12 protein-coding genes are annotated in these 13,386 nt (G+C 34.0%); 2 read left to right on the forward strand and 10 right to left on the reverse strand.

The annotated features are described in order from the left end of the window. Nucleotides 1-80: 80 nt before the first annotated feature. A complete protein-coding gene (locus tag HMPREF9402_RS11820) occupies nucleotides 81-467 on the forward strand; it encodes a hypothetical protein (protein ID WP_009607455.1) in 387 nt (128 codons plus the stop codon). Between the two features lie 44 nt (nucleotides 468-511). Here HMPREF9402_RS11820 and HMPREF9402_RS11825 read toward each other — a convergent pair whose 3' ends face one another. The 10 genes from HMPREF9402_RS11825 to HMPREF9402_RS11870 form a co-directional block, all read right to left on the reverse strand. Next, nucleotides 512-1,372: an NAD(P)-dependent oxidoreductase gene (locus HMPREF9402_RS11825; protein ID WP_006785168.1), complete on the reverse strand. Its 861-nt coding sequence runs from the start codon at nucleotides 1,370-1,372 to the stop codon at nucleotides 512-514. A gap of 92 nt (nucleotides 1,373-1,464) precedes the next feature. Next, nucleotides 1,465-2,148, reverse strand: a complete 684-nt coding sequence (locus tag HMPREF9402_RS11830) for a hypothetical protein (protein ID WP_009607458.1) — start codon at nucleotides 2,146-2,148, stop codon at nucleotides 1,465-1,467. A gap of 16 nt (nucleotides 2,149-2,164) precedes the next feature. Next, nucleotides 2,165-3,028 (reverse strand): polysaccharide deacetylase family protein, encoded by an 864-nt coding sequence (locus HMPREF9402_RS11835; protein ID WP_006785166.1) that lies wholly within the window; start codon nucleotides 3,026-3,028, stop codon nucleotides 2,165-2,167. Between the two features lie 120 nt (nucleotides 3,029-3,148). After that, a complete protein-coding gene (locus tag HMPREF9402_RS11840; RefSeq protein ID WP_238526663.1) occupies nucleotides 3,149-3,886 on the reverse strand; it encodes a polysaccharide deacetylase family protein in 738 nt (245 codons plus the stop codon). A 199-nt stretch (nucleotides 3,887-4,085) separates the two neighbouring features. Then, nucleotides 4,086-5,795, reverse strand: coding sequence for a phosphoenolpyruvate--protein phosphotransferase (ptsP, locus tag HMPREF9402_RS11845; protein WP_006785164.1), 1,710 nt, complete (start codon nucleotides 5,793-5,795; stop codon nucleotides 4,086-4,088). Between the two features lie 263 nt (nucleotides 5,796-6,058). Beyond that, entirely contained in the window at nucleotides 6,059-6,322 is a 264-nt protein-coding gene (locus HMPREF9402_RS11850; RefSeq protein WP_006785163.1) for a phosphocarrier protein HPr, read from the reverse strand. Nucleotides 6,323-6,406: 84 nt separating this feature from the next. Next, nucleotides 6,407-6,898 carry a PTS sugar transporter subunit IIA gene (locus HMPREF9402_RS11855; RefSeq protein WP_006785162.1) on the reverse strand — a complete coding sequence of 164 codons (492 nt, stop codon included), beginning with the start codon at nucleotides 6,896-6,898 and terminating at the stop codon, nucleotides 6,407-6,409. Between the two features lie 135 nt (nucleotides 6,899-7,033). Further along, nucleotides 7,034-8,602, reverse strand: a complete 1,569-nt coding sequence (ptsG, locus tag HMPREF9402_RS11860; protein WP_009607457.1) for a glucose-specific PTS transporter subunit IIBC — start codon at nucleotides 8,600-8,602, stop codon at nucleotides 7,034-7,036. Between the two features lie 279 nt (nucleotides 8,603-8,881). After that, complete coding sequence (locus HMPREF9402_RS11865; RefSeq protein WP_006785160.1) at nucleotides 8,882-9,847, reverse strand: polyprenyl synthetase family protein; 966 nt, start codon at nucleotides 9,845-9,847, stop codon at nucleotides 8,882-8,884. Between the two features lie 146 nt (nucleotides 9,848-9,993). After that, a complete protein-coding gene (locus HMPREF9402_RS11870) occupies nucleotides 9,994-11,988 on the reverse strand; it encodes an FAD-dependent oxidoreductase (protein ID WP_006785159.1) in 1,995 nt (664 codons plus the stop codon). 435 nt (nucleotides 11,989-12,423) lie between these two features. On the opposite strand from HMPREF9402_RS11870, the gene HMPREF9402_RS11875 reads away from it, so the two are divergent. Further along, nucleotides 12,424-13,296 carry an FMN-binding protein gene (locus HMPREF9402_RS11875; RefSeq protein ID WP_009607451.1) on the forward strand — a complete coding sequence of 291 codons (873 nt, stop codon included), beginning with the start codon at nucleotides 12,424-12,426 and terminating at the stop codon, nucleotides 13,294-13,296. Nucleotides 13,297-13,386: the final 90 nt, after the last annotated feature.

Raw genomic sequence — 13,386 nt, forward strand, 5'->3', positions numbered from 1 at the left:
ATTTTTTTATTAGCGAGAACCTAAACTCAACAGTCTGCATACACTAAAATGAGAACTGCATACTGAAGGAGGAGTTAAAGTTGAATCAAAATATGAGATCGTCTTATCATGGCCAAGTTCCATTGACAAATCAAGTCCCCTATCTAGCGACTATGCCAGGTATTGAAAATGATGAACGATGGGGATTTTGGCCATTCATTGGGGGACTTGCTCTCGGGGGATTAGGTGGATTAGTCCTTGGTGGTGGACGTCCATGTTGTGGAGGATACAATTATCCAGTGTACCAACAACCCATGTATTACCCTCAACCTGTTTACTATCCTCAACCTGTTTATTACCAACAACCAAGCTATCCAATGGGATATCAACAACAAATGGTTCAAAACAGCTATTATGGACCTTATTCGGTGACCACAACCCCTAGCCAAGAACCGATGATTGAATCAAATAAATACTATATTTTATAAAAGAAAAACCTTAAACACTTTAATTAATGTTTAAGGTCTTTCTTTTATTTTTCATACAATTTATAGAGTGCCTGCGTTCCTAAATTTTCAAACTCACGATTCGCACATTCTTCATATAAACTTAAGACAAGATTAAGTCCTGGTAAATCAACTGACATTTCAGATGCTTCTGACGTTGCAATTTTCATATCTTTAATAAAATGTTTAATAAAGAATCCAGGATTAAAATCGTCACGAATAATACGAGGGGCCATATTGCTTAATTGCCAACTTGCAGCTGACCCACTTGTAATGGCACTTAAAACTGTCTCTAAATCTAAATTAGCCCCTTTAGAATAAGCTAAAGCTTCAACCATTCCAATCGCAGCTCCAGCAATCGCAATTTGATTGGCCATTTTTGTATGCTGTCCACTGCCTGCTTCTCCCATATAAACAATTACTTTTCCCATCAAATCTAAGATTGGACGAATACTTTGATAAACAGACTCTTCTCCTCCAACCATAATTGTTAACGTTCCATTTTTAGCTCCAACATCTCCACCGGTAACGGGAGCATCTAAACATTGAATCCCTTTTTGCATTCCCGCTTCATAAATTCGCTTTGCAAGTTCTGGTGTTGAGGTTGTCATATCAACTAAGATTGTTCCTTCTTTTGCCGTATCAATTAACCCACCTTCACCTAAATAAACAGCCTCAACATCTGCAGGAACACCAATAATCGTAAAAATTAAATCAGCATGATGCGCAACCATTTGAACATCTTCGCACCAAATAGCACCAGCTTCAACAATTTGATCTGCTTTACTTTTTGTACGATTATAAACATACATCTTATGGCCAGCGTTTAATAAATGAGTCGCCATGGCTTGCCCCATGACACCAATTCCGATAAATCCAATGTTCATTTAAATCCCTCTTTCAATTTCTTAGTCATCTTAATAAATTGATTATAACACAGGCAACAAAAAAGACTAGGAAAACTTCCTAGCCAATTTATCTATTTTTTGAAAATATAATCTAACGTCCCTTTATTTGCGATACTTTCATAATAAGCTGTTTTCGCCGTATAATAAGCCTCAACTGTTGTCATATAGTCTGTATGTAACGTTTGAACTTCACTGAAGGCCACATTTACACTTTGAAAATATTGAACAGCTTCACTTGTTTTCGTGTTATAGAACATTTCTTCAAAGTTTGATAAGGTGTTAACTAATGAAGAAAGTTGTGCTTCTAAAGCCGTTAACTTTGTTGTACGTTCTTTTTGAAGGGATGTCATATCATGACCTAATGTCTGTAAATCTGTTGGTAATTTTTTAATCACTTTTTCAATTTGTTCAAAATTAGTTTTTTCAATGGCTGATGAAATACATGTTGCCACCGATTCATTATATTGTTTTAACATGTTATATTGTGTGTTAAATGACTCAAATAACTCAGTTAAGTCTGCACTTCCATCGTAAGTCTGACCTGCACTAATCAAACTGCTCACCGATGCTTGTAAAGCATTTAAATTATCCTCTAATGTATTTGTATTTTGTTTTTCACAAGTGACAATTTCTTGATCTAAATGTTGATACATTTGAAATACTTGTACTTCAGGAATCTTATAAGTTAAGGCAAAGAAAATTCCTACAGCCGAAATAAGGATTACAATTAAAACTGGTAAAAATGGTCGACGCATTTAGAATTCCCCTTTCCTATAAATCGCTACTTCCAAATAAATTTTTAACAATATGATTATCAGGATTATAAGGTAAGAACTCATATCCTAAATCTAAATAATACTGAATAACAACAGGTAAAACTTGTACGGTAATATCTTTTTCATGGAATAAAATAACCGTATTAGATGGATAGTTCCACAACTTCATATTACTTTCAACATTTTTCATAATACTATCAACTGTTGCTCCCGATTCCCAATCATATGAATCAACGTCCCAATCCCAACATTTTACGCTAATTTCATTTAAAGCAACAACATGTTCATCCGTAAATGTTCCGCCCGTTCCATAAGGAGCACGACATAATTTACTTTCAAACCCACCTGTAATCTCTTTGATTAAGGCTTGTTCTTCCTTCATCTCACCAGCGAAATTAGAAGCGGCATTAGCATCTCCATATAAATAAGCATAATCATGAGTCATTGAATGCATCCCAATGTAATGACCGTCATTAGCCATTCGTTTTAACATGGCCTCCGAGTCAGAGTAATTATCGATAGCTGTCCCTAAAACAAAAAATGTCCCCTTAATTCCATAGCTATCTAAAATGTCTAAAATGGCACTTGTATTGCGTGAAGGTCCATCATCAAATGTTAAATAAGCAAATTTAACTTCTTTATTATGCCAACTTTTAACCGTTTTGATTTCCTCGAAATCTAAATAGGTCGGCTCTACTGTTGCCATACTTAATCCTTTTACTTGTCCTGCAACATTAGCAAAGAAACATCCTGTCATCACTAAAATTGCAATTAACGTTACAAAAACATAAAAACGTGGTTTAACACGTCGACGTCGTCCTCGACTACCATAATTTGAATAATACTGCTGTTTTGCCACTACTCTTTCCTCCATCTATGCTATTTGTTTTAATTATACAATATTAACTTTAAAAAAGCATTCTAAAACCTTGCATAATGTGACAAATTATGCAAGGTAATTTATGGATGACTTCTTTCTTTATTTTTCATTCGATAAGGTACAATTAAAATCTTCACCTTCACAATAGGACATAAATTCATAACCTAAACTGCGATAATATTCAATCACTTGAGGTAATACTTCTAACGTGAATTTTTTTTCATGAAATAACAAGACGACTTCTTTTGCATCCTGATTGCGTTTTTGTTCTGCAACAACTTGTCTAAATATTTGATCGGCACTTGATTTTGACCAATCTAAAGAATCAACATTCCAATCGATACATGTGATTCCTGCTTCTTCTAAAGCAACATAATGTTCTCTTGTTAAATGATTTCTTCCACCATATGGTGGACGACATAATTGACTTGTAAATCCTTCCGTTAAATCATAAACCATTTTTTGATCAGCCAACATTTCCTTAACAAAGTTTTGAGGAGCATTTGGACCATGATATAAACTATCCATATTATGTGTCATGCTATGAAGCCCAATATAATGTCCACGCTCCACCATTTCTGTTAATATCTCTTTGGCATTCGAAAACAGTTCAATATTTTCACCAATCACAAAGAAAATGGCGGGTACATCATATTGATCTAGCACATCTAAAATCTCTAAACTATATCTAGAAGGTCCATCATCAAATGTTAAATAAACGACTTTTTCTGGTTTTTCCTTATTATAAATAAAATCGTCCACTCTATCTTCAACGGTTGCCGCAAATGTATCAAATGACCCCATAAATAGACTACAAAAAGTTATCATCAGGAACATAAAAAATAATCCACTTTTTAAACTGATGGATCCAAAAAATTTAGTTTTTAACACTGATATCATTTTTATCTCAACTCTTTTCCTTTCGAAGTTCTTTATTAGGATGTCGTTTTTTGTCTTAATTATTCTTCAATTTAAATTTCTGCTCTTAGAAAACAAAAAAAATGTGAAGAATAAATTCTTCACATTTTAATTTGGATTATTTTTGAATGTTTTCAACTAATTCAATAACTTCTTCAACTGTTGACATATTTAAAGCTTTTTGAGCTAATTCAGCCATTTCAGCTTTTGATAATTTGCTAATTAATGAACGAGCAGGTAAGATTGAAGTCGCTGACATTGAGAATTCATCTAATCCTAATCCTAATAATAATGGGATAGCTGTTTGATCTCCTGCCATTTCTCCACACATTCCAGTCCATTTACCTTCTTTGTGAGCAGCATCAATAACCATTTTTACTAAGCGTAAAATACTTGGGTTATATGGTTGGTATAAGTATGAAACTTTTTCGTTCATACGGTCAGCAGCCATAGTATATTGGATTAAGTCATTTGTTCCGATAGAGAAGAAGTCAACTTCTTTAGCGAATTGATCAGCTAATACCGCAGCAGATGGAATTTCAACCATCATTCCGACTTCGATTTCTTCAGAAACTGTCACACCTTCTGCAATTAAGTTAGCTTTTTCTTCTAATAATAAAGCTTTAGCAGCGCGGAATTCATTTAAAGTTGCAATCATTGGGAACATGATACGTAATTTTCCGTATGAAGAAGCACGTAATAAAGCACGTAATTGCGTACGGAATAAATCTGTATCATCTAAACATAAACGAACAGCGCGGTAACCTAAGAATGGGTTCATTTCTTTTGGTAAATGTAGATATGGTAATTCTTTATCTCCACCGATATCTAATGTACGAACAACAACTGGTTTTTCTCCCATTGCTTCTAATACTGCTTTATAAGCTTCGAATTGCTCATCTTCAGTTGGGAAGTTATCGCGTCCCATATATAAGAATTCAGTACGGTATAATCCAACGGCTTCTCCACCATTAGCAAGTACTCCTTCAACATCTTTTGGAGTTCCGATATTAGCAGCAAGCTCTACATGTTGTCCGTCTTTTGAAACTGTTGCTTCATTTTTTAATTTTGCCCATTCAGCTTTTTGAGCATCATAAGCTTTAGCTACTTCTTCGTAGTGTGCGATTTGCTCAGCTGTTGGGTTAATGATAACATTTCCTTCTAATCCGTCTAAGATAATCATATCTCCATCTTTAACGTCTTCTAAGATTGTTTTTGTTCCAACTACAGCTGGAATTTCTAATGAACGAGCCATAATCGCTGAGTGAGATGTACGTCCCCCGATGTTTGTCGCAAACCCTTTAACGAAGTTACGATCAAGTTGAGCTGTATCAGAAGGTGTTAAGTCTTCAGCAATAATAACCACTTGCTCATCAATTGTACTTGGATCATTTACTTTAACACCTAATAAGTGTGCTAAAATACGTTTTTTAATATCTTTAATATCTGCTGCACGTTCACGGAAATATTCATTATCCATGCTTTCAAACATCATAATAAACATGTTTGATACTTCATCGAATGCATAAGGTGCATTAACGCTTTCAGATTTAATTTTATCTGTTGTTTGAGAAAGTAACTCAGGATCATTTGCCATATTAATATGAGCATCGAATACAGCCGCTTCTTCTTCACTTAAATTTTGAGCAGCTTTTACTTTAATCTTTTGTAAATCTTCTGTTGTCTTAACTAACGCCGATTTATAAAGTTCTACTTCGGCTTCAATATCTGTAACTGTTGATTTAACAACTGTTAATTCTGGTTCAATTAATTTAAATGCTTTTGCAATAGCAATCCCGTTTGATGCTGCAATACCTTTAATGTTCACAATGCTACCCCTTTCAATTATGAAATGCTTTTGTACCTAACTATTATAACAGATAAAACCCGTTACACAACACCGTTTTATTTTTTTAGGTCGTCTGAAACCCGTTACATATAGTGATTTTGTCGCAAATTAATGTTTTTTTGACATATTTTATATTTTTATTAAAATGAAGGTAAAATAATTTAATAACGCTTAAAAATATGTTTTTCAAAAAACAAAAAGTACTGGCGAGCCAGTACTATTGTTTGTTATTTGAAAAGGTATTATTCACCTAATCCTTGAGTTGTGATAGTTTCTGTTAATGCTGCGATAGCTGCTTCTGCATCGTCACCTTCAGCAGAAATAGTGATTTGTGCACCTTGTTGGATTCCTAAAGACATAACACCCATGATTGATTTTAAGTTAACTTTTTTATCACGGTAAGTTAATGAAATTTCTGATCCAAATTTGCTAGCTGTGTTTACTAATACTGTCGCTGGACGAGCATGTAATCCAGTTTCATCTGTAATTGTGAAAATCTTTTCCATCAATAATCGCTCCTCTTTGTGATAGTGATTTCAAGTTTATTTTATCTTGTCACTATCTAAAAATCAAGATATATGTTTACGAAATTATTTAATCTCTAAAATATCAGCTTTACCGTGTGTAACTGGACCTGTTACTTTTAATTCAATAACTTTTTCATTTAAGTTAGTGAAAACAACTGGTGTTACTAAAGATGGTACTTTAGGACGAACAGCGTCTAAATCTACTGATAATAATAAAGTCTCAGGTGTAACGATATCTCCTTCACCTACGTGAGCAGTAAATCCTTCACCTTTTAATGTTACAGTATCCATACCGAAGTGAATTAAAATTTCATGTCCTTCGTCAGATTGTAATGCAACTGCATGTTTTGTTGGGAATACGTTTAACACTTTCCCGGCAACTGGAGAATATACTTTTCCTTCAGTTGGTTCAATTGCAAATCCGTCTCCCATCATTTTTTGGCTAAATACTGGGTCTGGAACTTCAGTGATTGATAATAATGTTCCTGTGATTGGAGCAAAAACTCCTTTTTTAGGTTCTTCTTTCTTCTTCTTGAATAAATCGAAAATTCCCATGTTGCACCTCCTAATATCTTTCATATATATTATATTGTTTTTTTCAACAAATATAGATATATTTCGATATTTTTTATAAAAATAACGCTAACATTAGTTAAAAAATGTTTTTTTAAAGGTCTTTTTGTCTTATTTTTACTTTTCTTTTGCCATAATTACTTCAATTTGCGTTTTCAATTGATCAGAAGTTGTTCCGAAAATAGCCTGTAAATTATTTCCTGAAACAAACATTCCAGTGGCACCTAAAGCTTTGATTTTAGTCTCATCCACTTCGTCTATATCATGAACTGAAACACGTAAACGTGACATACAGGCATCTAATGTTTCAATATTACTAGCCCCACCTAATGCTTCTAAAATAGCCGCTGCTTTTTCACTTGAATTCGTTCCTTTAGCCGCTTGGTAATCAGCTTTACTCATCAGCTTATCTTCAGCTTCACCACGTCCTGGTGTTGGTAAATTGAAACGACGAATCGCAAAACGGAATAAGAAATAATAAATTGGAGCGTAGAAAATTCCGACAATGATAATACGAACCCAGTTCGTAAAATCATTACCAGGTAAAATTCCGTAAATTAATAAGTCAATTAATCCACCTGAAAATGTCATTCCGACATGAACATTAAATAAGTACATCAGCATGAATGATAATCCTGCTAGTACCGCATGAATTGCAAATAAAACAGGTGCTACAAATAAAAAGGTGAATTCAATCGGCTCTGTAATTCCTGTTAAAGCAGCCGTCAACCCAGCTGATAACAATAATCCACCAATCGCTTTTTTACGGGCTGGTGCTGCTTCTTGATACATCGCATAAGCAGCCGCTGGTAATCCAAAAATCATAAATGGATATTTTCCAGTCATGAATCGTCCTGCAAGTGTTGCACCTTGTGCCTGAACATTTTCAATCATCGCTTGATAGCCATATGTCGAATAATCAGCTAATTGCTGGAACCAAATTTGTTGGTCCCCCATTTTCATCACACCATCAATTGAAGTATAAATACCTCCTGCTTCTGTGTACCATAATGGGAAATAAAAAACATGATGTAGTCCAAACGGAATCAAGGCACGTTCTGCAATTCCATAAATCCAAATATAAAGAGGATTCGTTCCTTCTGCTGCCACAATTTTACCAAAGCTTGCAATTAGGTTTCCAATTGGAGGCCAAATAAAAGCCAAAATCACCCCTACAATAATCGCTACTACTGATGTAATAATGGGAACAAATCGTGCCCCAGCAAAGAAAGATAAGAAATCAGGAAACTTAACGGTATAAAATTTATTATATAAATATGCCGTTAATAACCCAATAAGCACTCCACCAAAAACAGAGGTCTGTAACGTTTCGATTCCTAATACATTTGCATATAACTGATCAGGTAATGTAACCGGCATAAATACCCCAATCACCACATTCATAATTAAGAATCCAACCGTCGCCGCTAAAGCAGCCACTCCTTTGTCTCCTGTTAATCCAGAGGCAACTCCAATTGCAAATAATAACGGCAAGTTATCAAAAACAATCTGTCCCGAACTTTTCATTACCATTGCGACCATCTGCCAAAATTCTGTACCTAAAAACGGTAAATAATCTAATAATGATTGCTGCATTGAGGCCCCTATTCCTAGTAGTAGACCTGCCGCTGGTAAAAGCGCAACCGGTACCATAAAGGCTTTACCAACGCGTTGTAATGTTTTCATTATAGAATAAACTCCTTTCTATGATTTAAACTCTTTGTAGTACACCAACTATACTCTCTCTTTCTAATTTTAGAAAAATTATACAAGTACTACTTGTTATATTGTAACCTAACAAGTAATGATTATGTAGATTACAAATTCATTATTTTTCTATTTTTTTACTTAATAAGAATAGATTATATTAAAATGGGAATTATTCAATTAAATATGACTTATAAAATAATAATTTTACAAAAAAAAGACAAATCAGAAAATGATTTGTCCATTGAAATTTCATTATTAGTGTTGACGAGCTAATAATTGATTGGTAACCCATTCTAGATGATCACGGGCTTGACCTGCTGGCAAACTTTTAATTTCTTTTAAAGATTTCACTGTATATTTATGTGCTAACTCTTGAGCTTGTTTAACACCACCCAATTCATTAACGCGTTCAATAATACGTGAAACTACTTCATCTGTATAAGTTTCTGACGCTAATAACTCATTTAGCCTATCATCATTATGTTTTAAAGCATATAGTAACGGAAGCGTATAATACCCTTGACGAATATCATTTCCTAATGTTTTTCCAACGCGAGACGCGTCACCAACATAGTCCAAAATATCATCAATAATCTGGAATGCGTTTCCAATATGAAGCCCAATTTTTCCAAGCTTCTTACAGAATTTTTCGTCACATCCACTTTCATAAGCCCCAACGGATAAACTAACAGCTAATAAAGCAGATGTTTTAGCACCAATGACTTTTAAATACTTTTTAACCGAAGTATGAGATTTAAATCGGCCATCAAATTGATCAATTTCTCCCATACAAACACGAGAAACTGTTTTAGATAATTCTTTCATATGATGCAATTCATAATGCTCTGCTAAGATTTCAAAACATTTAGTAAAAATATAATCACCTGTGTAAACAGCATAATCTTTACCGTATTTTTGTTGTGTCGTTAACTGACCACGACGTTGTACCGAATCATCTATAATATCATCATGAACAAGTGTTGCCATATGCAACATTTCTAAAACAGCAGATAAGTGATAAAGATGCTTAATGTCCTTATCTCCAAATTCACCACCGATAATACATAATCCTGGACGAATTTTTTTACCTCCAGACTGAGCTAAATCTTTTAAAATCTCATTCATTTTTGATTGTTTAACGGTTAACTGTTGATTAATAATATGATTGACTTGTTCTAAATGTGCGACAATGTCTGGCTGATCCTTCCAGAATGATTTCATGTGTTATCACCTACATTTTTTGACTAACGATTGTATGTATTGCTTCTTGTTGAATTTGTTAGATACTACAATAACACTAAATGAGAAGAAAAACATAGCGAATACTACTATAGTATTCTCTATGTTTCTCTTTCAAATCATATTATTTAGTCAACGTATAAATACCATTTTTTAAGTAATGGAATACGTTTCATCATTTCGCGTAACCAAGGCCACACATAATAGTCTAATCCAAGTACCATACCTGAATTTCCGATTAACGCAAATCCACCTACTAAATACCATAACATCTCAGTTGGTGCCATTCCTGAAGCCCAAATCATACATCCCATTGCAATAGTACCAATAGCAGCGACCGGTGTGAATAAACCAATAATTAACATAATACCAAAGATGATTTCTCCGAAAATCATTCCACCTTGAACTAAGCTTGCAAGAGTAGTGAATTGTGTTCCATCTGGAGTATAGAAGAAGGCATCCATTGACCAATTAACCATATCTGAAACAAATCCTGGAACTGGTAATACTGCAATCCAGTTCATGAAATCATGAATTAAATTTGAAATTGTTGTAAAGATATCACCATTTGCAGCTACTTGATTTACAGTTTCAGTCACAACACCTGATGCTTGAGTGACAGCATCTGCTACAGCTCCTGATGCTTGAGTGACAACTTCCGTTACAACTCCTGATGCTGCTGTTACAGCCTCTGACACTGCTCCTGATGCAGCAGATAATGTATCTGCTTTTGGAGGTGAAGGTAATAAGAAAACATTATTAAAGTCATGAATAACTTTAGGTAATTTTGTTAAACCTTGTTGTAACCACATGAATCCGACAAAAATACGTAATGGGAATTTCCAGAATACTGGAGCTGAATTTGATAATAATCCACCTACCATTGAACGGTTATTTTTTGTATGGAAGAATTCATGCATTAAATAAGACCAAATTTTATTAAATCCTAAAACTTGAACAAAGTACACTAAGTTAATGAAGTGTTTTGAGAACATCGCGAAGAATCCAGATAAATTCATCCAGAATCCTGGCATTCCAACTTGAGCTACCCCATAACGAGAACCGATACATACCATTGAACCATGGAATGTTGGCTTGTATGATTTGTGCTCTCCACCTTTAATATCTACATAGATGTTATGTGCAACAACTGGCGCTGAATGCTCTGCATTTTCAACCATCTGTGGCACAGGACGTTCTTCTCCCTCAGGAATGTAGAAAATGTTATCTCCAACAACATAAACATCTTTATGATCTTTAGCCTGTAATTGAGCATTTGTCACAATACGTCCGCGTCCTGCTTTTTCTACTTGAGCAGAATCAACAATATCTGATCCTTCAATTCCTGCTGCCCAAATAACAGTACGTGTATTGATAACCATTTCACCTTTGTTTAAGACAACACTGTCCGCTTTAATTTCACTTACAGCAGAGTTCATCACTAATTGATTTCCTAATTTTTCTAAACGACGCTCCGCTTTTTTAACTAATTTATCTGGATACATTGGTAACACTTTTGGAGCAAAGTCTACGATATATAAAGACACTTCTTCTTTATCGATATGGAATGAACGGCATAATTCATCTTTCCATTCTCCAAGTTCCCCAGCCATTTCAACTCCTGTGAAACCAGCTCCAACGGTTACGAATGTTAATAATTCTTTACGTTTTTCTTTATCGCATGTTAGCGCTGCTTGACGGAACATATTTAAAATGTGTTCACGTAAGTTGACAGCATCTGTATATGACCATAATTGGTGAGCATTTTCTGAACCTGGAATTCCAAAGAATGTTGGTTTACATCCTGTTCCCATTACTAAATAATCATAGTCATATTTTGTTGAATTTGAAGTTAAAACTTTTTGTTCAAAATCAATTGATGTAATTTCATCTAAAACAACATCCACTTTACGACCAGCAAAAATCTTTTTTAAATCCATACGGATTGATTCTTCATCCACACGACCAGCAGCAACTTCATGTAACTCTGTTAACATTGTGTGATAAGATTGCTTGTCAATTAATGTAATGCTTACATCTTGATCTTTTTTGAATTTTTTTGCTAATTTTTTTGCGGTAAGTACACCTGCGTATCCTCCACCAAGGACAACAATCTTTTTCATGATACTCCTCCTAAAATCTTTCATGTTTTATTTTCCTACGTTAATACTCCTTAACATAAAAAAGCTAACTCTATTAACACCACTTGATTAGTAGATGTATCTAACCTTTACCTATAAAAAATCCATTCATTTATAATAGCATCAAATTAGATAAAAGTTAAATATAAGAGTTATTTGTAAAAACATGTCGTAATTTACCCACCTTAATTTTATCACATTTTTTCACAAATTCAACCTTTTTATGTAGATGCAATCCCTTCAAAATTCCTACCTTCCCTCTTTATAACTATATCATTTATAAATTTTTTTTATACATATTCGACAACAATTACATCTTTTTCCTATATAATAGTCTTTCAACCTATGTTAGAATAACACTAACTATACTAAAGATAAGACCATAATTTATTTAAAGTTATAGGGAGGGGTATTTTTATGAATTATAAAGTCGTATCTCTGACAATTATTTCTGCGTTTAGTCTATTAACAGCCTGTAGTGCTAATGAAGTTAACTCTAAAGAGCCACTATTACTAAGTGATAACAATTTAGTTCAATTAAGTGATATAGATGCCCGTGAACAGCTTACTGTTTTAAAAGATGGTCTATACTTCGCTGAAGATTCAACTTATTCAGAAGATGGATGGAAAAACACGGTAACCTTAGAGATTAAAGACGGCATCATCACCACCATTGAATTTAACTCAATTAATGAAACTGCAACTGAAGATAAACGCACTCTGTCACAAACAGATGAGTATCTTATGTCTGATGCAGATACTGAATCCTTAAAGTGGCACGAACAAATCGAAAAATTAGAATCATATATTATTAATAATCAAGATACTTCTGCTATCCAAACAACAGAAGATGGAAAAACTGATACTATTTCTGGTGTGACAATCTCAGTCACTCCATTTTTACAACTTATGAATACGGCTCTTGCAGACGGTCCAATTGAAAAAGGAAACTACCAAGATGGACATTATTATGCAGAGCAGGAAACATTTACAGATGGATATAAATATAATATTAACCTTATTGTTGAAAATGGCTACATTGTTGCAGCCCATTGGGATGCCATTAAAGAAGATGACAACTTAACAAGTGGACATTCAACAGAGGAAATTCAAAATTGGAATCACCAAGCTCAACTTTTGGAATCTTATCTTATTAACATCCAAGATCCAACCCTAATTACTTATAACGAAGATAATAAAACTGATGCTATCTCTGGCGTTACAATTGAAGTGAATCAATTTATTGAATTAGTCATTCAAGCCTTAGCAAGCGGACCAACAATCGATTAAAAAAAACGCAAGATTTCACAAAGTGAACATCTTGTCGTTTTTTTATGCTCTATATTGTGGTATCCTATTAAAGGACAATTATTGGAGGTT

It is taken from the genome of Turicibacter sp. HGF1 (genome assembly GCF_000191865.1).
GTDB classification, from domain to species: domain Bacteria; phylum Bacillota_I; class Bacilli_A; order MOL361; family Turicibacteraceae; genus Turicibacter; species Turicibacter sanguinis.

Bases quoted from the DNA above. Each gene is read 5' to 3' on its own strand.
- ptsG (WP_009607457.1), bottom strand. From the start codon at position 8,602: ATGAAAACATTACAACGCGTTGGTAAAGCCTTTATGGTACCGGTTGCG.
- HMPREF9402_RS11850 (WP_006785163.1), bottom strand. From the start codon at position 6,322: ATGGAAAAGATTTTCACAATTACAGATGAAACTGGATTACATGCTCGT.
- HMPREF9402_RS11865 (WP_006785160.1), bottom strand. From the start codon at position 9,847: ATGAAATCATTCTGGAAGGATCAGCCAGACATTGTCGCACATTTAGAA.
- HMPREF9402_RS11830 (WP_009607458.1), bottom strand. From the start codon at position 2,148: ATGCGTCGACCATTTTTACCAGTTTTAATTGTAATCCTTATTTCGGCT.
- HMPREF9402_RS11875 (WP_009607451.1), top strand. From the start codon at position 12,424: ATGAATTATAAAGTCGTATCTCTGACAATTATTTCTGCGTTTAGTCTA.
- HMPREF9402_RS11870 (WP_006785159.1), bottom strand. From the start codon at position 11,988: ATGAAAAAGATTGTTGTCCTTGGTGGAGGATACGCAGGTGTACTTACC.
- HMPREF9402_RS11825 (WP_006785168.1), bottom strand. From the start codon at position 1,372: ATGAACATTGGATTTATCGGAATTGGTGTCATGGGGCAAGCCATGGCG.
- HMPREF9402_RS11855 (WP_006785162.1), bottom strand. From the start codon at position 6,898: ATGGGAATTTTCGATTTATTCAAGAAGAAGAAAGAAGAACCTAAAAAA.
- HMPREF9402_RS11840 (WP_238526663.1), bottom strand. From the start codon at position 3,886: ATGTTCCTGATGATAACTTTTTGTAGTCTATTTATGGGGTCATTTGAT.